Consider the following 19,556-nt stretch of genomic DNA (forward strand, 5'->3'; position numbering starts at 1 on the left):
TGCTTCATAGACGGGGCGCCGGAACCTGATCGAGCAATTGACTGAGGACCTGATCAACCGACAGGCCTTCGATATCCAGTTCCGGTGCCAGCCTTACCCGATGGCGCAGCACGGCCAGCGCGCAACCCTTGATGTCGTCAGGGATGACAAACTCGCCCCCGCGCAACAACGCCCGCGCCCGGCCGCCACGTACCAGTGCAATCGAGGCCCGGGGACCTGCGCCCAGGGTCAGGCCCGGCCAGCTACGGGTGGCGCGCGCCAGTCGAACGGCATAGTCCAGCACCTGATCGTCCAGCGGCAGCTCGCTCGCAATTCGCTGCAAGGCCTGTACTTCACGCGCCTGAAGCACAACGCGTAACGGTTGCACGTCGAGCATGTCGGCCCGGCTCGAGCGGGTGACCTGGCGGACCATGCTCAGCTCTTCGTCGACATCGGGGTAGTCCATGCGCAGCTTGAGCATGAAACGATCCAGCTCGGCTTCGGGCAGTGGATACGTCCCTTCCTGTTCGATGGGGTTTTGCGTCGCCAGCACCATGAACGGCTGGGCGATGGGCATGGGTTTACCCTCAAGAGTGACCTGCCGTTCCTGCATGGCCTCAAGCAGTGCGGCTTGGGTTTTGGCCGGAGCACGATTGATTTCGTCGGCCAGCAGCAGGTTGGTGAAAATCGGACCTTTACGGAGTTTGAACTGCTCGGTGTGTAGGTCATAGACCGCATGGCCGGTGACGTCGCTGGGCATCAGGTCAGGGGTGAACTGAATGCGGGCGAATTCACCTCCAAAACAACGGGCCAGCGCCCGGACCAGTAAAGTCTTGCCGAGCCCCGGCACCCCTTCGAGCAAAACATGGCCGCCACCAATCAATGCGGTCAGCACGTCATCAATAACGGCGGCTTGTCCGATCACGGCTTTTTGCAGCTCTTTGCGTAAGGCCTGGGCCAACTGGCTGGCGCGCTGACGCTGTTGCGCCTGATTGCTGGCTGCCGGTGCGGGCGTGGCTGCCGGGTCGATATTGAACTCGACGACAGGCTCGGGGCTTGTGGACGGTTCGTTGGGTAGATCGCTCATAGGGCATTCCTGATGGTTTGCAGGTGGGCAACCTGACGGGTGAAGTCGGAACTGGACATGCGCTGTGCCGGACGTGGGCGCAATGCCTGGCTGATGACACTGGTTGGCTGGCGGGTCAGGCGTGCCAGAACCTGCCATTGGTCGGCGATCACTAGCGATTCGAAGCCGGGGTGACGAATGCGGGCGCGGCGCTGAATTTCTGCCTGCAGGTTGCGCAAGAGAGTTTGCTGGCCGCCGCGACGATGCAGGAACTCGGCGCTGGCGCGCAGGTGCTCGGTGATTTGGCGACGCGCACCGACAGCAGGTGCTCGCACAGGCCCTTGGCGCATGCCTGCCCGCCAGAGTCCGACGCCGATGAGTAGCGTCAGCATTAATAGCAGCTGCGGAAAGTGACGCAGCAGCAGGCTGAACAAGTTGTCGTGTTGGTTTCTGACGACCATCGTGACTTTGCTGTCCTGGGTCAGGTACCACAGGAGCCATGCATTATCGTAATCATCGATGAATCGGTTTTTCCATAAATCGGCGTCGGTCACCACGGTGATCAGGCCTTCGCCATAGATCAACTGCAACATGTGCGTTGCGTCAGCGCTGTTGGCCCAGGACTGGGCGTGATCCTCAGGGTCTTCGAGGTGGAAGCTGGGGCCGAAGCTCATGTAAGCCGGAGCTTCTTCGTTTTCAAGATACAAACGTGTCAGGCCTGGCCAAGGCACCTTGGGTGCTTTGGGTTCAGGTGTTCGCAGCGGGATAACCGGGTTAACCGGGCTGACCGGTGAATAATCCTGCCCTTTCAGGTCTTTGGTGAGTAATTGACGAATCTGTAACCGGTCCAGCAAAAGGTCGCCGCTACGACCTTTTTTTTCATCCCAGAGTTGCTCGGCGACAAACAGCAGATGCCCGCCTGACCGCGCCCACTGCAGTACCTTGTCCGCTTGAGAAGGCGTCATGTTGTCGCGATAGTCGAGCAGCAGCAAGGTTTGGGATTCAAGCCTCGCATCGGGCAGTTTGTTGGTGGAGTCGGCTGTTTTTACGTCGATGGAGCGACTGCGTAGAAAACTTTCCGCTGCCAGCCATGGATTGGCACGGACTTCGGGGGAGGGGCCTTGATCGACCGTTTCCTCATAGCGCTCCAGATTCTTCAGCAGGTAGGCCGCAACTGCGCCCAGAACGAGCAAAGCCAGGGCGGCCAGTAACCAGCGGCGTCGGGTCATGACTGCATTTCCCGATCAAACAGGCGTCGCCAGCCATCACAAAGTTCTTGCTGTACCGGAGTTGCAGGTAGCTGGTGACCATAAGCCAGATTTTGCCAGTGCCGGGTCAGGCTTTGGCTGAAGTCATTGAGAGCCGGTTGATCAAGCGCGGCGATTCGTTGCAGGACCTGGCCTTCGGTGTCGGCGCTTTTCAGGGGCAGTTGATAGTCGACAAGCAAGCGGCTGAGCAGCGCTCGATAGAGCAACCCCAACGCTTCACGTGGCTGGTTTGGCCACAGTTGTTCCGCACTGCCTGCAATGTCAGCCGGCAGGCTTTCGGCGCTGACTTGCAGGCCAAACAATTGTTCAGGTGGGGCGCGCTGTGGTTTCTTGCGGGGAGCGCGGCGATTGACGAACGCGGCCAGCCATTTTCGGTAGCGCCAGATCACCACACCGACCAAGGCAATCACTATTCCCCACAACAAAACCTGAAAGACCTGTGCGAGGACGTTGCCGAAATGCAGTAGCCATCTCACCCAGCCATACAGCGCTGTGCTCCTGTCGTAGCTTTTTTCCTGCGTCGTTTTTGAGGCTTCAGGCAGCCGCCAGCCCGAAACGGTTTTCGGATTCTTGAACGGCGGCTGTTGCAGCACGTTTTTGATGTCCTGCCGCGCTGCTGTGCTGGTCAGTTCTTGATTGACGAGGCGCGGGCTATCGGGGCCCGCTTCGCCCTCTGCGGATAGCAAGGGAATAGGACAGCTGAAATCCTGCTGCTCAGACCATGCGGGCGGTGAGGCACTGAGCAGAGTCAGACCAAGGCCGATCATCAGCACATAGGCGCTTCCCGTCAGCCGTTGGCGCAACTGACGCAGGACCAGTTCAATGTCCCAGGCCTCCAGAACCGTGCGCCGATTCAGGTACAGGGTGAAACCGCAGGACACGTAAACCGGTCCCCACACGGTCAGGATCAGCGCATAGAAAAGATTGCTCAGGTGCTCCAGCCAGTTCAGTTGGTTGTTAAGGTCGAGCATTGTCCGCCAGGTCCAGTCGAGCTCTACCTGCTGGGGAATCAGCGCATAAAACAACACGATCATCCCGACCCACAGGCACGACTCCAGCGTACCGCCCACTGCAGTCAGGCAGCGTGCGGCGAACTGGTCCTTCTGGCTGAGCACGCCAATGCGCTGGCGGAGTGCCTCGCCGGAGAGTTGTTCCAGTTGATGCACGGGCAACGTGAAGCTGCGACTCAAGCTGAGTCGACGCCACGTCAGGCTGGCGAGAAGATTGGGGCGCAACGTTTTCAGCCAGCCTTTGAGTGCATCTTTCAGGCTGGGTGCAGGGTCGAACAACGCTTGGGACAGAATGAGAAGTGGCAAGCGTTCGTAGACGGGCTTGAGCCACCAGAACAGCAGGATCGCGGTGGTCGGATGATTCCAGAGCAACAGGCTGAGCAGCGCAAAAATCGGCAAGGTGACAATGGCCCAGCTTGCCATCAGCAGTCCGCGATGCTGCTGTGCCAGTAGCACGCCCAGGTCTATGGCTTCCCACGGCGTTCGTGGGTGGATCGCAATGCTGGCGTCAGTCAGGCGCATGGTGTGTCCTGCCTGCAAAAACCAGATAAGCGATGACTAACGTCCAGAGCACTGCACCCACTGTGTATTTGATTGCCGGCTGCGGCCAGGTCATGGAAGACCAATAGGCCTCTATGAACGCTGCAATCAAAAGGAAGAGGATGACGCCATAGATGAGTTGCACGCTGGTTTTCGCTGCAATCCGCAATGCCTCACCGCGGCGCAATGCTCCGGGGGCCAGTAATGCCCAGCCAAGTTTGAGTCCTGCGGCACCCGCCAGTGCGATGGCGGTGAGCTCAAATGCACCGTGGCCGACAACGAATGACCAGAATGTCTGACCATAGCCGATACCGGTCAAGTGCCCGGCTACAGCTCCGATCGTCAGCCCGTTGAAAAACAGGAAGAACAGGCTGCCAAGCCCGAATAGCAGACCGCTGGCGTACGTCTGAAAGGCAATCCCGATGTTGTTCATGATGTAGTAGCCAAACATCATCCAGTCATCATCGGCGGCGCGCTCCACTGCTTGACCGATGCGACTCGAATGCGGGTCGTACATGGTCTCCATCTGCCCTACCTGTCCAGGGTCCATAACGCTGTAGATCAGATCCGGGAAGCCATACACCAGCAAGCCCATAACGATAAGGCTGCCGAAGAACAGCAGGCTGGCGATGGCGATCAGACGCCATTCGGCGCGCACCAGTTGCGGGAATCCTGCCAGCACGAAACTCAGCAGTTGCGCACCGAAGGGATGACGATGCCGATACAACTGCTGATGACCACGCATGGCCAGTTGTTGCAGTGGATCAACCAGATGGCTGCTGTAGCCCCTTTCCTGAGCAACGGCCAACTGGTTACAGATACGCCGGTATTCGCGGGTGAAGGTCTCGTTCGATGAGCCTGGCGCTTTGCGTTTTTCGAGGCCGTCCAGACGCTCTGCGAAGCGCCGCCATTCAGCCTGATGACGAAGTTCGAACAGACCTTGTTTCATGTTGGCCCCAGCAAGCCGGTGGCTATGCTGTTCAGTCGCGGCACTGCCAGTGCCGGGCTTACGTTCAGCGGCGCGGCGAGAATCGATGCCAGCTCCTGGGTGCGTTCCGAGGTCAGTTCGGCTTGTCGTTCCGCGAAGCTCAGAATGGCTCGCTGCTCTTCAAGGCTCAGCACGAACGGCGCGATGATCGGTGTGGCGTGTGGCAGAACTGGACGACTCGGTGGTTTGTCTTGATAGACCACCAGAGTACCGGCGGCCAGATCGCCGAGGCGTTTGAATTGGGGGTGTTGCAGGCAACTGATAGCGCCAAGGCTGTAGCCGAACGGCAGCATATCGACGAAACGCAACAGGTTGCGGATGAGCGAGGCGGTCCAGCCGATCGGGGTCCCGTCATCGTGGATCACTCGCAGACGCATGATCTGCTTGCCGGGTGTGCGCCCCTGGTTCAGGACTTCGAACAGCACCATGTACCACCAGGTAACCAGAAACATGGAGATAGCACTGAGGCCTGCGCCAAAGGATTCGAACAGGCTGAAGACCAGCAAGAGCATGCCGATGGCTACGGCACGAATGGTGAAATCGATGGCGAAGGCCAGAGCGCGAGGGACCAGTCCTGCCGGACGCAGCAGCAGGTCGATACCTTCCGGGGTTTCCATTCGGCTGCGGGTGTCCAGCGGCGCGATTGGCGGTGCAGTCCTTGGCAAAGCGTGCGGGGAGGGCATTGTCGGAAGAGGTACGCCTGAAAACAAAACCTGATGCTAGGGACTGTTGGGTTGGTAAGCAACCGGACTGTTTCTACATGTGTTGTAAGAAAAGGTTTCTTTTAACGCACACTTAGCCTTATTCGCCTTTTACCACTCTCAAGCCCTACACTTTGCCGGTCTTTTGTTCAGGATCAGCTCGTGACTTCCACCATCTTCTGGTACGACTACGAAACCACCGGTATCAATCCGCGCAATGATCGCCCGTTGCAGATGGCGGGTATCCGTACGGATGCCGAACTCAATGAAATTGAGGCGCCGGTTAATATTCACTGCCAGCCCAGCGACGATATTCTTCCGCATCCTGCCGCATGCATGATTACGGGTATCACGCCGTCCACGCTGGCCGAGAAGGGGTTGTGCGAAGCTGATTTCATGACCCGTGTTCATGCCCAGCTTGCTGCGCCGGGCACGTGCGGAGCGGGCTACAACACTTTGCGCTTCGATGATGAAATGACGCGCTACAGCCTTTACCGGAATTTCTTTGATCCTTATGCCCGTGAGTGGCAAAGCGGAAACAGTCGCTGGGACTTGATTGATGTGGTGCGCGCTGCCTATGCACTGCGACCGGAAGGCATTGTCTGGCCGGAAGATGATGGTCGGGTAACGCTTAAGCTTGAGCGGTTGACGGCTGCTAATGGTATCGATCACGGACAGGCTCATGACGCTTTGTCTGATGTGCGGGCGACTATTGCTCTCGCGCGTCTGGTTCGTGAAAAACAGCCCCGTCTTTACGATTATCTTTTCGAGTTGCGCAGCAAGCAGAACGTCCAGCAACAGATACGGCTGATGGAACCGCTGGTTCATATCTCCGGGCGCTTTTCGGCGGCACGTCATTATCTGGGGGTTGTGCTTCCGCTGGCCTGGCATCCGCAAAATAGAAACGCACTGATTGTGTGCGATTTACATCAGGATCATTTGCCATTACTGGAGCAGGATGCACACATATTGCGACAACGGTTATATACCCGTCGCGAGGATTTGGCCGAGGGCGAACTGCCGGTCCCCCTTAAACTTTTGCATATAAATCGGTGCCCGGTGATCGCGCCGCTGAAGGTGCTGAGAGCTGAAGATCAGCAACGCTTGAATCTGGACATGACAGTGTTTAGCGAGCGAGTACGTCATCTCAATGAGGCCCAGGCGCTCTGGCAGGAAAAGCTGAACACCATTTATGCCGCTGATGACTTTGTTGCCAGTGAAGATCCCGAGCAACAACTTTATGACGGATTTATTGGTGACCGTGATCGCAGGCTTTGTGAGCAAGTGCGCAATGCAGAGCCTGAAACGTTAGGCAGCCAGGCATGGCCTTTCGATGATGCGCGTTTGCCAGAGTTATTATTTCGCTATCGGGCGCGTAATTTTGCTGAAACCTTGAATGCAGAAGAGCAACAGCGCTGGCTTGTTTTTTGTAGGACACGTCTGACGGTGCCGGAATCCGGGGCGCCTAATACCCTGCAAAGTTTTACTCAGGCACTTGTGGAACTATCCCTTAGTGCTACCCCTGCGCAGCTTGAGATATTACGTGAATGGCAGGACTACGTAGAGGCTCTGCGCCAGAGGCTGGGCCTTTGATGTAACGAGTGCGGTTTTTTTCGGGCAATAAAAAACGCCAGCTCGGCTGGCGTTTTTAGTGTAACGAGTGAAGCGGGACCTGCTCCGGGTTTAGCCCAGCAGGGTTGCCCAGCCTTCAACTTCATCACCGCCCCACTTGGCTTTCCACTCTTTCAGCGTTTTGTGGTTGCCACCTTTGGTTTCGATGACTTCGCCGTTATGCGGGTTTTTGTATTGCTTGACCTTGCGCGCGCGCTTGGTGCCGGTCGCTTTAACTGCGCCGCCGCGTGCAGATTTGCCAACTTTGGCTTCTGGATCGAGCAGAGCAATGATGTCACGCAGGGACTTCTGATATTCGCCCATCAGCGTACGCAGTTTGCCTTCAAATTCCAGCTCGGTTTGCAGTTTGTCGTCTTGGGACAGGTTCTTCAAACGCGCTTGCAGTTCTTTGATGGCTTCTTCTGTAGCGCGGTACTCGTTGATCAGAGACATGAGGCTTACCTTATGTTGAGAGGTGGGCAGGGATACAGTGAAGCAATAATAGTCATGCGCCTTGATCAAGTAAACATTAAAGAAAAGTTTTATTTGAATTATTTAGAAATATACCGCGTCCTACAGACGCTTCATAAACTAAATGGCGTAGCGCATGTGGTAAAGATAGTCGCTATTAAGGCGTTTAAATCGCAGCTTCTTAAGCGTTCGTTCAGGAATCAGCTACCGGTGTGGCAAGGTGGCGATTTCGGCATGCCAGGGTACCGGCGGCAGTCACCAATCAGTTTTACAGGACTACTGCAGTTTTCCTGCGCAGTCGCTAGAATAGCCGCCTTTGCGAAGTTCTGGAGTTTCCCCCAATGCGCACTTTTCGTCTGGTGATTTCATGCCCGGACCGTGTCGGCATCGTTGCCAAAGTCAGTAACTTTCTGGCGTCCTATAACGGCTGGATTACCGAAGCCAGCCATCACTCTGACAACCAGAGTGGCTGGTTCTTCATGCGTCATGAAATTCGTGCCGATACGCTGCCCTTTGATCTCGACGCGTTCCGCGAGGCGTTCACCCCTATCGCTGAAGAGTTTGCGATGGACTGGCGCATCACTGACTCGGCACAGAAGAAGCGCGTTGTATTGATGGCAAGTCGCGAGTCCCATTGTCTGGCGGACTTGCTGCACCGCTGGCACAGCGATGAACTGGACTGTGAAATTGCCTGCGTGATTTCCAACCACCAGGATTTGCGCAGCATGGTCGAATGGCATGGCATTCCTTATTACTACGTGCCGGTGAACCCGACGGACAAGGAGCCGGCATTTGCCGAAGTTTCACGTCTGGTTGCTCATCATCAGGCGGACGTGGTGGTGCTGGCGCGTTACATGCAGATCCTGCCGCCGCAGCTGTGCCGTGAATATGCCCATCAGGTCATCAATATTCACCACAGCTTCCTGCCTTCATTCGTCGGGGCCAAGCCTTATCACCAGGCCTCTCTGCGAGGCGTCAAGTTGATCGGCGCAACGTGTCACTATGTCACTGAAGAGCTGGATGCAGGCCCGATCATCGAGCAGGACGTGGTACGCGTCAGCCACAGCGACAGCATTGAAAACATGGTGCGTTTCGGTCGCGACGTGGAGAAGATGGTTCTGGCTCGTGGCTTGCGCTACCACCTGGAAGATCGCGTGCTGGTGCACGACAACAAGACGGTAGTGTTCGACTAAGCTGCTTTTGTGCACTCGGGATGCGACGTCGTTTCCTGGGTGTGTCGCTATGTGGGAGCGAATTTATTCGCGAAGATAATGGTGCATGCGCTGATATATTTTCAGGTCCGGCCCCTTCGCGAATGAATTCGCTCCCACAGTTAAATCGCACCTCGGCTCAAGTGTGTTAGCAAGCTTCCAGGGTAACCGTCATGACCGATCCCCTCGATAAAGCCACTTCAACAGCGCCCCCCACTCTGGGTGAGGGGTGCCTCAGTCGCTATGATCCGGATGCGTTGACGCCAGAAGACGGTGCCGATTTCGACGGCGCTGCCGAGCTTTGGCGCGCCACTCTGGCGGATAAAGACCTGCAACCAGGCGACAAATCCGACACTTGATTCAGATCTGGTTGAAGCGCATCAGTTTGTTCAGCAGTGGTCGACCGACCATCAGCAGGAAAATTGGCCCGCCCACGACCAGATAGAAGTAGTAGGTCACTGTGCGCCAGATCAGAATCGCGGCCGCTGCGGTGGATTTACCGACCATGGGTGCCAACAGCGCAGCAGATGTCAGCTCGGCAGTACCTGCGCCTCCCGGCAGCAGGCTGAACTGTCCGGCCGTCAGCGACAGCATCTGAATCAGAAACGTCCAGGCCCACTGCACATTGACGCCCAGGCCCAGCAGCGCGAGGTACAAAATGCTGTAGCGCAGCCCCCAATGCAGGCAGGTCAGCACAAACACTGCGATCAGTTTCTGACGTGGCATTTTCCAGGTTTCAGCCAGCGCATCGCGGAAATGCAAAACCTTGCGTGCCCAACGAAACCGGGTTGTGCTTTTGGTTTTGAAGCGCTTCAGCAACCGGCCGTTGAACTTGATGACCTGACGATGGAAGCGGGCGAATCCCAGAAACAGGCACAGGCTGCCCACGACGAGCACTGCGCTGAAGCCCAACAGCCATTCCATACGCTCACTGAGCGTGTGGAATAGCGCATAGAACATAATTCCTACCAACGCCACGAGGAAAAACACCAGGTCGCTAAGTTGGTCTGTGGCGAATACTGCGCTGGCTTTTGCTGGTCTGACGCCATTTCGGGCGAGCACTGCCATCAACGTCAGTGGCCCACCGCTGCCACCGGGCGTTGCGCAATAGGCAAACTCGCTGGCCATAATCAGGCCCAGGCTTTTATTGATTGTCAGCTTTTGTGCGCTATCCCCCAACAGGATCCGCATGCGTAGGGTATTCAGGCCCCAGCAGAGGATGATCATGCCGAACATCACCATCAATAGCGGGAAGGGAAAGCTGCGCAGACGCTGAAAGATATCGCCGCCGCCCAACAGCAAAGGGATCAGCACGGCTGCCAGCAAGCCAATAGCCAACCATGCAATTCGCTTCATTCTTGATGCTCTGAAGGTTGCAGCAGGTGGGCCAGCGAGATAAATGCAGTCATGGGGGTGTTTGGCCTTGCGCTGGATGATCACGGAAAAGTTTAACGTTGACCACCGATTACGGCAGATGTTCGTCAGGTGGTGTCGATAGTGTGTTGCTGACGCGCTTGCGGCTAAAGCCGCTCCTGCGAACTGCGCATACCCGGTAGGAGCGAACTTGTTCGCGAAGCGCCGGCCAAAACGATAGATGAGCATCGCCAGCCAAACCCTCGCGAACAAGTTCGCTCCTACCAGGGGTTGCATCCTTCCTTCCCTGCTATAGCGTTAAGTTTCGCACTGTTTCCTTACGCGTGGACCACACTGATACAACGATCAAGACAGGTGATGACATGTCAGACGTTCAGAACATTGTGATAGGTGCCGGTCCCGACGGGCTACCGGTGAGTCAGGCACTGCGCCTGGGGAATCGTCATGGTCTGGTGGCGGGAGCGACCGGGACCGGCAAGACGGTGACGCTGCAACGTCTGGCCGAAGCCTTCAGTGATGCCGGCGTTGCGGTGTTCGCCGCTGATATCAAGGGCGACTTGTGCGGGCTGGGCGCAGCGGGTGCACCGCAAGGCAAGATTGCCGAGCGGATTGCTGGCATGCCTTGGCTCAATCACACACCGAAAGCCTATCCGGTTACTTTGTGGGACGTTCACGGGAAGTCCGGTCATCCACTGCGCACGACGCTGAGCGAAATGGGTCCGCTGTTGCTGGGCAGCTTGCTGGAGCTGACGGACAGTCAGCAAGCCGCGCTTTACGCGGCCTTCAAAGTGGCGGACCGGGAAGGCTTGTTGCTGCTTGATATCAAGGATCTCAAAGCGTTACTCAATCATCTGCGTGACAATCCGCAGTTGCTGGGTGAAGACAGCTCGCTGATGACTACCGGTTCGAGCCAGGCCTTGCAGCGCCGACTGGCGGTGCTCGAACAGCAGGGCGCTGAGGCGTTGTTCGGGGAGCCAGCCCTGCAACTGGAAGATATCCTGAGGCCTGCGAACGATGGGCGAGGGCGTATTCATTTGCTCGACGCCAGCCGACTCGTGCATGAGGCGCCCAAGGTCTACGCGACTTTCCTGTTGTGGCTTCTTGCCGAGTTGTTCGAGCAGTTGCCGGAACGCGGTGACGCAGACAAACCGATACTGGCGTTGTTTTTCGATGAAGCGCATTTGCTGTTTGCCGACACGCCCAAGGCGTTGCAGGACAGGCTTGAGCAAGTGGTGCGGTTGATTCGCTCCAAAGGCGTGGGCGTGTATTTCGTCACCCAGTCGCCGGGTGACTTGCCTGATCAGGTACTGGCGCAATTGGGGTTACGCATCCAGCACGGCTTGCGCGCGTTTACTGCCAAAGAGCAGAAATCGTTGCGCGCCGTGGCAGACGGGTTCAGACCCAATCCGGCTATCGACACGCTGGCGGTGCTTACGCAACTCGGCATCGGCGAAGCGCTGGTCGGTACATTGCAGGACAAGGGCACTCCAGCGATGGTCCAGCAAGTGCTGGTCGCGCCGCCGCAATCAAGAATCGGGCCGTTGACCGATACCGAGCGTGTCAGTCTGATTGCCCAGTCGCCACTGGCCGCGCGCTATGACAAGCCTGTTGATCGTGAATCGGCCTATGAAATGCTTATTGCGCGAAAAGTCGCTGTATCCGAAACGGAGGCTGCGCCAACAAAGAGCGCCAAGGAGCAGGAAAGCTTCAGTGACATGGCCGGTGAGTTTCTGGGTGGTGTCGCGGGGCAGGCAATGAAAAGCGCTGTGCGCCAGGCGGCGAATCAGTTGGGGCGTCAGTTGGTGCGAGGGTTGTTGGGGTCGTTGCTGGGTGGGGGTAAGAAGCGCAGGTAGTTAATATCCGCGGAGGATATTGGCGACCGCACTGTGCGATGCACCTGTGGGATATTTTGTGTTGGCCTGCCAGGACTTCAGATCCCTGTGGGAGCGAATTCATTCGCGAAGGGGCCAGTACGTTCATAGCATCTGGGTCGTCAGGAACGCCGCCTTCCCGAATGAATTCGGTCCCACAGGATCAGCGTCAACCTGAGGCGTGCGCAACCCAGTGGGAGCGAATTCATTCGCGAAGGGGCCAGTACGTTCACAGCATCTGGGTCGTCAGGAACGCCGCCTTCCCGAATGAATTCGGTCCCACAGGATTAGCGTCAACCTGAGGCGTGCGCAACCCAGTGGGAGCGAATTCATTCGCGAAGGGGCCAGTACGTTCACAGCATCTGGGTCGTCAGGAACGCCGCCTTCCCGAATGAATTCGGTCCCACAGGATTAGCGTCAACCTGAGGCGTGCGCAACCCAGTGGGAGCGAATTCATTCGCGAATGGGCAGTACATTCACAGCATCTGGGTCGTCAGGAACGCCGCCTTCCCGAATGAATTCGGTCCCACAGGATTAGCGTCAACCTGAGGCGTGCGCAACCCAGTGGGAGCGAATTCATTCGCGAAGGGGCCAGTACATTCACAGCATATGGGTCGTTAGGAACGCCGCCTTCGCGAATGCAGTGAAACGCCATCGCGGGATTTTCCCGCGATGGCGTTTCTGTCAAGACAGCGCTTTGGACGCCAACCAGAACAGACCGGCCGACAGGGCCACCGTCGCTGGCAGGGTCAGCACCCAGGCCAGGAGGATGGTGCGCACAGTGCCGCCTTGCAGGCCGCTTTTGTTGGCGACCATGGTGCCTGCGACGCCAGAGGACAGAATGTGCGTCGTGGAAACCGGCAGGCTGAAAATGTTGGCCGCCGCAATGGCGCACGCTGTGGTGATCTGCGCCGACATGCCTTGTGCGTAAGTCATGCCTTGTTTGCCGATCTTCTCGCCAATGGTCAGCACGACGCGTTTCCAGCCGACCATGGTGCCGATACCCAACGCCAGCGCCACGGCCAGAATCACCCAGAATGGGGCGTATTCAGTGGTCGCGGTCAGGTCTTTGCGCAGTTTATCCAGATCCGATTTTTCACGTGCGCCGAGGTTTGGCAGCTTGGCGACCTTGCGTGCGGTGTCGTCCAGGCACAGCAGGTAGCGACGTACTTCGATGCGCCGCTCGGGAGTCAGAGAGTGGTAATCGGCCACGCCGGTGAGGTTGTCGAGCAGGGCAGCAATCGTCGGTTCGGTTTGCTCCGGGTTGCAGCTGGAGCTTTCCGGCAGATCACCTTTTTCCGCTTTACCCAGCGCCAGGTACTCGCCCAGGGTGCTGTTGTTGCGCTGATAGAACTGACTGAGGTGCAAGGTTGCATCACGGGTACGTTCGATCTGGTAAGTGGTGCTGTTCAAGTCCAGTACGAACTGGCTTGGCACGATACCGATCAGGACCAGCATGATCAGGCCGATACCTTTCTGACCATCGTTGGAGCCGTGCACAAAGCTTACCGCCATGGCGGAAATCACCAGCACCAGACGGTTCCAGAATGGCGGATGCTTCTTGTCGTCGAGCTTGCGACGCTGTTCAGGCGTCTTGTGCATTTTCGACAGTGGTCGCCACCATTTAAGTCCTATCAGGACCAGCGCAGCAACGAGGAAGCCCGCCAGTGGTGAGAAAACCAGCGAGGCGCCGATATCGATCGCTTTTTGCCAGTTAACCCCGTCTGCCAGCGGAATGTCGTTGATCAGCGCGTTCGCCAGACCCACGCCGAGGATCGAGCCGATCAGCGTGTGAGAACTCGATGCCGGAATACCGAAATACCAGGTGCCCAGGTTCCAGGTAATCGCCGCTGCGAGCAGCGAGAAAACCATGGCCAGGCCGTGGCCGGTGTTGACGTTGATCAGCAGTTCAACCGGGAGGAGGTGAACGATGGCATAGGCAACGCCGACCCCGCCCAGCAGCACCCCCAGGAAATTGAAGATCCCGGAGAAGAATACGGCCAGATGCGGCGGCATCGCTTTGGTGTAAATGACTGTCGCCACCGCGTTTGCGGTGTCATGAAAGCCGTTGATGAACTCGAAGGTGAGGACGAAAGCCAGGGCGAGCAGCAGGCTCACAAGTACCCAGGCATCTAGTCCGCTGAATAAATCGATCATGAAGGTTTTCTGACCCGGTCTGAAGGGGGCGGGATTATGACAGAAAAAATACAGATCGATGTGTCGACTGCCGATTGGTATCGCCGATTATCTAAATTTTATCCTCGGCGAAGCATCCCCATTGATAAGTCAAGAGGACATTGGAGCCTTTTAGCAGTCATGCAAAACAGTTGGCCGCTCTGAAAAATCTGCCCGGGCCATCAGAGGTAGCCCGGTTCGCAGAGCTGAAGGGTTATCCCTCTTCGCTCAGGTCTTTTTCCATTTTTTGCAGTTCTTGCTTGAAGGCCTGATCGAGAATGCTGGCCTTCTTGCGCCAAGGTTTGCGTTCCGGCTCTGGTTGAGCGGCGTAGGTGGTGATTTCGCCACCATAAACTTCCTTGTAGCGTTGTTCCTGGCGCTCAAGTTCCGCGCGCAGTTCATCTTTGGTCACTTTGTTACCTGATCAAGTCAAAATTAATCTGGCGTTATCGCTGAGCGGCTTGATAGTCCACACAGGGTCTTGTTCAGAGATTGCTGAAAGGCTTCCGCCAATCAAATTCTGAACCAGGCCATGATCTGAACATCCAGCGGCTCGCGGCTACGGACACCAGAAAACATAATTGTCGTAGCGACAGTCGTTTGAGTTGCGAGTGCGATGGCTACTTTGGCTGGAAATTCCTTCGCGAGCATAATGCTTTGGCAGCATTGCTGCGGTGCCTCGATCCTGTGGTATGCCTGGGCATGGCGCCCGGTACTGCAACCACTGCGAATCGTTATTACGAGCCAAGTGGCAGGTACTATCTCCAAGAACTTCCAATCAGTCAACTATATGTGCAGTTGATTATGAAAAGACTTCGGTAAAACACTTTTCTTGTACGACAGTTCCGAAGTTTCAGTGAGTGACATACGACGTAACTTTGATGTCCTCAATATTGACGGTAACAGACAGAATTCTGACGGCATAGTTCGTTGCGACATGGGGCGTATGTGCAGAACAAGCGATATTTGTGACAGAAGCACGCATGAGGAGAACACAAACCGTCGATTTGTGGCTTTTCGATATCATGCGTAGGGGGTAAGCATGCGGGAATAAAAACGGCCTCGCTTCATGGGCAAGGCCGTACCTTGGACTTCTCGTGGGTACCTGACCAGTATTTCCAAGAAGCCACTTAAGGCTATGCAAAGGTATAAGTATCTTTGCGGTGGGTCAATTGCGATTATCGGCCACTTGTTCGATAATCGCCCAAAGTGGCTCGAATGCTTTCCGCTAAAAAGTCGCGGAAAAGCGTGGAGGCTATGATTTATAAGGCCTGACAGGGTTCACCGAGGTAGTGGCAATGAATGATGAACTGCGTAATTCTTTTGCTTCGTTGGCGCCACCAATCGTGGCATCGCCCGCCAAGCGGATTCAGGCACTGACCGGCGACCCGGATTTCATGACTTCGCTGGCCAGAGGGCTGGCGGTGATTCACGCTTTTCAGGAGCGCAAACGGCATCTGACCATTGCCCAGATCAGCCATCGCACGGAAATTCCGCGAGCGGCGGTAAGGCGTTGTCTGCTGACGTTGATCAAACTTGGCTATGCAACGACGGATGGTCGAACCTATTCGCTGCTGCCGAAGGTGCTGACGCTCGGCCACGCTTATCTTTCGTCGACGCCGCTGGCGGTATCGTCTCAGCCCTATCTGGACCGGATGAGCGATCAGCTCCATGAAGCCTGCAACATGGCGACCCTGGAGGGTGAAGACATTCTGTATATCGCTCGGTCCGCCACTACGCAGCGTCTTATTTCAGTGGACCTTTCGGTCGGCGGCCGACTGCCTGCCTATTGCACGTCCATGGGCCGCATCCTGCTCTCGGCGCTGGACGATGTGACATTGCGCGAATACCTTGATCATGTGGACCTGCAGCCCAAGACCAGCCGGACGATTCGCTCGACAGAAGCGCTGTTTGAATGTCTTCAGCAAGTCCGTCAGCAGGGGTGGTGTATCGTCGATCAGGAATTGGAGCAAGGGTTGCGCTCGATTGCGGTACCGGTCTATGACGCGTCCGGTCAGGTCCTCGCAGCACTGAACGTGAGTACCAGCGCAGGCCGTGTGGCCAGAAGCGAGCTGGAACAGCGTTTCCTGCCTATCATGCTGGATGCGAGCAGAGATTTAAGTACGCAATTGTTCACCTGATAGCACACTGAATTTGTGCGATTAACGAACGAATAATCGATTATCGGATTGTTTGGCCTCAGGCCCCGGCATAACCTCAAGTCCATTCCAGCGTAGCCCATCTACGCTGTTCATTGGATGCAATTTGAGTTCGGGAGCACCTCATGGCTGAAATTCTTTCTCTACGCGACGCCGTGAAGCAATTGGTCAACGATGGCGACACCGTTGCGCTGGAAGGCTTCACCCATTTGATCCCCACGGCCGCAGGCCACGAAATCATTCGTCAGGGTAAAAAAGACCTGACGTTAGTGCGTATGACGCCGGACCTTATCTACGACCAGTTAATAGGCGCAGGGTGTGCGAAGCGTCTGATTTTCTCGTGGGGCGGTAATCCTGGAGTTGGCTCTCTGCATCGTCTGCGTGACGCCGTTGAAAAGCAGTGGCCACACTCGATGGAAATCGAAGAGCACAGCCATGCCGACCTGGCTAACGCCTATGTTGCGGGCGCATCCGGTCTGCCGTTCGCTGTCTTGCGCGCTTACGCCGGTTCCGATCTGCCCAAGGTCAATCCGCTGATCAAGACGGTAACTTGCCCATTCACCGGCGAGGTGCTCGCGGCAGTGCCCGCAGTGCGTCCTGATGTGACAGTGATTCACGCGCAGAAGGCCGATCGCAAAGGCAACGTGTTGCTGTGGGGCATCCTCGGTGTGCAGAAGGAAGCTGCGCTGGCTGCCAAACGCTGCATCGTTACTGTGGAAGAGATCGTCGACGACCTGAATGCGCCGATGAATGCCTGCGTGCTTCCGACCTGGGCACTGAGTGCGGTTTGCCATGTGCCCGGTGGCGCGCATCCGTCCTACGCCCACGGTTACTACGAGCGCGACAACCGGTTCTACCAGGCCTGGGACCCGATTGCCCGTGACCGCGAAAGTTTTAGCGCATGGATCAAGGAATACATTCAAGGCACCGCGGATTTCAGCGAATTCCAGAGCAAGTTGGCCAGCGCTTCGGAGGCAAAATAATGACTTACACCACCAGTGAAATGATGACAGTGGCAGCGGCTCGTCGTCTGCGTAACGGCGCGGTCTGCTTTGTCGGTATCGGTCTGCCTTCCAAGGCCGCGAATCTGGCGCGTCTTACGTCCTCGCCGGACGTCGTGCTGATTTACGAGTCAGGTCCGATTGGTGCCAAGCCTAGTGTGTTACCGCTGTCCATCGGCGATGGCGAACTGGCGGAAACGGCTGACACGGTTGTGTCCACCAGTGAGATCTTCCGTTACTGGCTTCAAGGTGGTCGCGTTGATGTGGGGTTTCTTGGCGCTGCCCAGGTTGATCGTTTCGGCAACATCAACACCACGGTGGTCGGTGATTACAACAACCCGAAGGTACGTCTGCCAGGCGCAGGCGGCGCGCCGGAAATTGCCGGGTCCGCCAAGCAGGTCTTGATCATCCTCAAGCAATCCGCGCGTGCTTTCGTCGACAAGCTGGATTTCATCACATCGGTTGGCCATGGCGAGGGTGGTGATTCTCGCAAGCGTCTTGGATTGCCTGGCGCAGGGCCGGTCGGGATTATTACTGACCTGTGCATCATGGAACCGGAAGAGGGCACTAACGAGTTTGTGGTGACTACCTTGCACCCCGGCGTAACCCGCGAGCAGGTTATTGCGGCCACCGGTTGGGAACTGCGTTTCGCCGAAAACGTCGAGTACTCCGCCGAGCCAAGCGAAACAGAGCTTGCCGCTCTACGTGATCTGGAAGCCCGAACCGCTAAAGCGCACGGCCAAGCACCGGGAGAAGCATGATGCGCGAAGTATTTATCTGCGATGCGATTCGTACCCCCATTGGCCGCTTTGGCGGTGGATTGGCCAGCGTTCGCGCGGATGACCTGGCCGCGGTGCCGATCAAGGCGCTGATGGAGCGAAACCCTTCGGTCAACTGGAATGAAGTGGACGAAGTCTTTTTCGGCTGCGCTAACCAGGCCGGTGAAGACAACCGCAACGTAGCGCGCATGGCTGCGTTGCTGGCTGGCCTGCCGGAGACGATTCCCGGCGTCACCCTTAACCGTCTGTGCGCCTCGGGCATGGACGCCATCGGTACGGCATTTCGGGCGATTGCTGCTGGCGAGATGGAGCTGGCGATTGCCGGTGGCGTTGAGTCGATGTCGCGCGCGCCTTTTGTAATGGGTAAAGCCGACGCTGCGTTCTCACGCAACATGAAGCTGGAAGACACCACCATTGGCTGGCGTTTCATCAATCCCTTGATGAAAGAGCAATACGGCGTCGATTCCATGCCGCAAACCGGTGACAACGTCGCCGATGATTTCAAGATTTCTCGAGCCGATCAGGACGCTTTCGCCCTGCGCAGCCAACAGCGCACTGCCGCTGCTCAGGCTGCGGGCTTTTTTAAAGAAGAAATCACTCCAGTGCGCGTTGCCCATAAAAAGGGTGAAACGTTGGTGGAGCAAGACGAACATCCACGCGCTGACACTAGCCTGGAAACCCTGGCCAAACTGAAGCCGGTCAATGGTGCGGACAAGACCGTCACCGCAGGTAATGCGTCTGGGGTCAACGACGGTGCCGCCGCGCTGATTCTGGCGTCTGCCGAAGCGGTCAAAAAGCATGGCCTGACGCCCCGGGCACGCATTCTCGGCATGGCCAGTGCCGGTGTCGCGCCGCGCGTCATGGGCATCGGCCCGGTGCCTGCGGTGCGTAAGCTGGTGGAGCGCCTTGGCCTGGCAGTAAGCGATTTTGATGTGATCGAGCTCAATGAAGCCTTTGCCAGTCAGGGCCTGGCGGTTCTCCGTGAGCTAGGGCTGGCCGATGATGCACCGCAAGTGAACCCCAACGGGGGCGCCATCGCCTTGGGTCATCCCTTGGGCATGAGCGGCGCACGGTTAGTGTTGACCGCGCTGCATCAACTGGAAAAAAGCGGTGGTCGTCGAGGTCTGGCGACCATGTGCGTCGGCGTAGGGCAGGGGCTGGCGTTGGCGATTGAGCGATAGCGGATAACCACTGCCTGAATTGAGATCTCAGGCTTCTGTGGGAGCTGGGCTTGCTCGCGATAAGGCCGGACGCGGTTCACTTCAGATTGCATCTAACCTTATCGCGGGCAAGCCCAGCTTCCACAGGAGATTGCATTTCCATGTTGGATCTTTGTTATCCCACAGGGTATT

Annotated in this window: 17 protein-coding genes; 8 read left to right on the forward strand and 9 right to left on the reverse strand. The window is 57.0% G+C overall.

Translation table 11 applies throughout. From position 1 onward, the window contains the following. Positions 1-4: 4 nt before the first annotated feature. From K3169_RS06075 to K3169_RS06095, 5 genes are read right to left on the reverse strand one after another with little or no spacing between them, the layout of a single operon-like run. Positions 5-1,066, reverse strand: a complete 1,062-nt coding sequence (locus K3169_RS06075; RefSeq protein WP_231666323.1) for an AAA family ATPase — start codon at positions 1,064-1,066, stop codon at positions 5-7. Continuing rightward, complete coding sequence (locus K3169_RS06080; protein WP_263270608.1) at positions 1,063-2,274, reverse strand: DUF4350 domain-containing protein; 1,212 nt, start codon at positions 2,272-2,274, stop codon at positions 1,063-1,065. The genes K3169_RS06075 and K3169_RS06080 overlap by 4 nt, the downstream gene beginning before the upstream one ends. Further along, the gene (locus K3169_RS06085) at positions 2,271-3,845 is read right to left on the reverse strand and encodes a DUF4129 domain-containing protein (protein WP_263270610.1); all 1,575 of its coding nucleotides are present in this window, start codon (positions 3,843-3,845) and stop codon (positions 2,271-2,273) included. The genes K3169_RS06080 and K3169_RS06085 overlap by 4 nt, the downstream gene beginning before the upstream one ends. Beyond that, entirely contained in the window at positions 3,832-4,812 is a 981-nt protein-coding gene (locus K3169_RS06090; RefSeq protein ID WP_122395841.1) for a stage II sporulation protein M, read from the reverse strand. Before K3169_RS06090 ends, K3169_RS06085 begins: the two co-directional genes overlap by 14 nt. Then, positions 4,809-5,534 carry an RDD family protein gene (locus K3169_RS06095; protein WP_122395842.1) on the reverse strand — a complete coding sequence of 242 codons (726 nt, stop codon included), beginning with the start codon at positions 5,532-5,534 and terminating at the stop codon, positions 4,809-4,811. The genes K3169_RS06090 and K3169_RS06095 overlap by 4 nt, the downstream gene beginning before the upstream one ends. A gap of 180 nt (positions 5,535-5,714) precedes the next feature. On the opposite strand from K3169_RS06095, the gene sbcB reads away from it, so the two are divergent. Next, positions 5,715-7,145: an exodeoxyribonuclease I gene (gene sbcB, locus K3169_RS06100; RefSeq protein WP_263270613.1), complete on the forward strand. Its 1,431-nt coding sequence runs from the start codon at positions 5,715-5,717 to the stop codon at positions 7,143-7,145. 90 nt (positions 7,146-7,235) lie between these two features. On the opposite strand, the gene mvaT is transcribed toward sbcB, so the two are convergent. Then, positions 7,236-7,616, reverse strand: a complete 381-nt coding sequence (gene mvaT / locus K3169_RS06105; protein WP_027900603.1) for a histone-like nucleoid-structuring protein MvaT — start codon at positions 7,614-7,616, stop codon at positions 7,236-7,238. Between the two features lie 359 nt (positions 7,617-7,975). Between mvaT and purU the strand changes: the two genes are divergently transcribed. Together purU and K3169_RS06115 are read left to right on the forward strand one after the other, a co-directional pair. Further along, complete coding sequence (purU, locus tag K3169_RS06110) at positions 7,976-8,827, forward strand: formyltetrahydrofolate deformylase (protein ID WP_027900605.1); 852 nt, start codon at positions 7,976-7,978, stop codon at positions 8,825-8,827. A gap of 191 nt (positions 8,828-9,018) precedes the next feature. Next, positions 9,019-9,204 (forward strand): hypothetical protein, encoded by a 186-nt coding sequence (locus tag K3169_RS06115; protein WP_122708115.1) that lies wholly within the window; start codon positions 9,019-9,021, stop codon positions 9,202-9,204. A gap of 1 nt (position 9,205) precedes the next feature. Here the strand turns inward: K3169_RS06115 and K3169_RS06120 are convergent, their stop codons facing one another. Continuing rightward, the gene (locus K3169_RS06120) at positions 9,206-10,201 is read right to left on the reverse strand and encodes a lysylphosphatidylglycerol synthase transmembrane domain-containing protein (protein WP_099270871.1); all 996 of its coding nucleotides are present in this window, start codon (positions 10,199-10,201) and stop codon (positions 9,206-9,208) included. Between the two features lie 380 nt (positions 10,202-10,581). On the opposite strand from K3169_RS06120, the gene K3169_RS06125 reads away from it, so the two are divergent. Further along, entirely contained in the window at positions 10,582-12,072 is a 1,491-nt protein-coding gene (locus K3169_RS06125; protein WP_231675239.1) for a helicase HerA-like domain-containing protein, read from the forward strand. A 702-nt stretch (positions 12,073-12,774) separates the two neighbouring features. On the opposite strand, the gene K3169_RS06130 is transcribed toward K3169_RS06125, so the two are convergent. Together K3169_RS06130 and K3169_RS06135 are read right to left on the reverse strand one after the other, a co-directional pair. Then, on the reverse strand, positions 12,775-14,247 hold the full coding sequence (locus K3169_RS06130; RefSeq protein WP_231677784.1) for an inorganic phosphate transporter: 1,473 nt from the start codon (positions 14,245-14,247) through the stop codon (positions 12,775-12,777). 232 nt (positions 14,248-14,479) lie between these two features. Further along, positions 14,480-14,677 carry a hypothetical protein gene (locus K3169_RS06135; RefSeq protein WP_099268604.1) on the reverse strand — a complete coding sequence of 66 codons (198 nt, stop codon included), beginning with the start codon at positions 14,675-14,677 and terminating at the stop codon, positions 14,480-14,482. Between the two features lie 886 nt (positions 14,678-15,563). On the opposite strand from K3169_RS06135, the gene pcaR reads away from it, so the two are divergent. The 4 genes from pcaR (at position 15,564) to pcaF (ending at position 19,385) form a co-directional block, all read left to right on the forward strand. Beyond that, a complete protein-coding gene (gene pcaR / locus K3169_RS06140) occupies positions 15,564-16,406 on the forward strand; it encodes a pca regulon transcriptional regulator PcaR (protein WP_027900611.1) in 843 nt (280 codons plus the stop codon). A gap of 143 nt (positions 16,407-16,549) precedes the next feature. Further along, positions 16,550-17,407, forward strand: coding sequence for a CoA transferase subunit A (locus tag K3169_RS06145; RefSeq protein WP_099268603.1), 858 nt, complete (start codon positions 16,550-16,552; stop codon positions 17,405-17,407). Next, the gene (locus tag K3169_RS06150; protein ID WP_027900613.1) at positions 17,407-18,186 is read left to right on the forward strand and encodes a CoA-transferase subunit beta; all 780 of its coding nucleotides are present in this window, start codon (positions 17,407-17,409) and stop codon (positions 18,184-18,186) included. The genes K3169_RS06145 and K3169_RS06150 overlap by 1 nt, the downstream gene beginning before the upstream one ends. Continuing rightward, positions 18,183-19,385, forward strand: coding sequence for a 3-oxoadipyl-CoA thiolase (pcaF, locus tag K3169_RS06155; RefSeq protein ID WP_263270617.1), 1,203 nt, complete (start codon positions 18,183-18,185; stop codon positions 19,383-19,385). Before K3169_RS06150 ends, pcaF begins: the two co-directional genes overlap by 4 nt. Positions 19,386-19,556: the final 171 nt, after the last annotated feature.

The sequence above is a fragment of the Pseudomonas phytophila genome (assembly GCF_025643095.1).
GTDB classification, from domain to species: Bacteria; Pseudomonadota; Gammaproteobacteria; order Pseudomonadales; family Pseudomonadaceae; genus Aquipseudomonas; species Aquipseudomonas quasicaspiana.

Excerpts from the sequence above, each read along its gene's own strand:
- K3169_RS06090 (WP_122395841.1), bottom strand. The coding sequence starts at position 4,812 with ATGAAACAAGGTCTGTTCGAACTTCGTCATCAGGCTGAATGGCGGCGC.
- K3169_RS06085 (WP_263270610.1), bottom strand. The coding sequence starts at position 3,845 with ATGCGCCTGACTGACGCCAGCATTGCGATCCACCCACGAACGCCGTGG.
- K3169_RS06115 (WP_122708115.1), top strand. The coding sequence starts at position 9,019 with ATGACCGATCCCCTCGATAAAGCCACTTCAACAGCGCCCCCCACTCTG.
- mvaT (WP_027900603.1), bottom strand. The coding sequence starts at position 7,616 with ATGTCTCTGATCAACGAGTACCGCGCTACAGAAGAAGCCATCAAAGAA.
- K3169_RS06150 (WP_027900613.1), top strand. The coding sequence starts at position 17,407 with ATGACTTACACCACCAGTGAAATGATGACAGTGGCAGCGGCTCGTCGT.
- K3169_RS06145 (WP_099268603.1), top strand. The coding sequence starts at position 16,550 with ATGGCTGAAATTCTTTCTCTACGCGACGCCGTGAAGCAATTGGTCAAC.
- K3169_RS06075 (WP_231666323.1), bottom strand. The coding sequence starts at position 1,066 with ATGAGCGATCTACCCAACGAACCGTCCACAAGCCCCGAGCCTGTCGTC.
- K3169_RS06130 (WP_231677784.1), bottom strand. The coding sequence starts at position 14,247 with ATGATCGATTTATTCAGCGGACTAGATGCCTGGGTACTTGTGAGCCTG.
- K3169_RS06120 (WP_099270871.1), bottom strand. The coding sequence starts at position 10,201 with ATGAAGCGAATTGCATGGTTGGCTATTGGCTTGCTGGCAGCCGTGCTG.
- K3169_RS06125 (WP_231675239.1), top strand. The coding sequence starts at position 10,582 with ATGTCAGACGTTCAGAACATTGTGATAGGTGCCGGTCCCGACGGGCTA.
- K3169_RS06095 (WP_122395842.1), bottom strand. The coding sequence starts at position 5,534 with ATGCCCTCCCCGCACGCTTTGCCAAGGACTGCACCGCCAATCGCGCCG.
- pcaR (WP_027900611.1), top strand. The coding sequence starts at position 15,564 with ATGAATGATGAACTGCGTAATTCTTTTGCTTCGTTGGCGCCACCAATC.
- K3169_RS06080 (WP_263270608.1), bottom strand. The coding sequence starts at position 2,274 with ATGACCCGACGCCGCTGGTTACTGGCCGCCCTGGCTTTGCTCGTTCTG.
- purU (WP_027900605.1), top strand. The coding sequence starts at position 7,976 with ATGCGCACTTTTCGTCTGGTGATTTCATGCCCGGACCGTGTCGGCATC.
- pcaF (WP_263270617.1), top strand. The coding sequence starts at position 18,183 with ATGATGCGCGAAGTATTTATCTGCGATGCGATTCGTACCCCCATTGGC.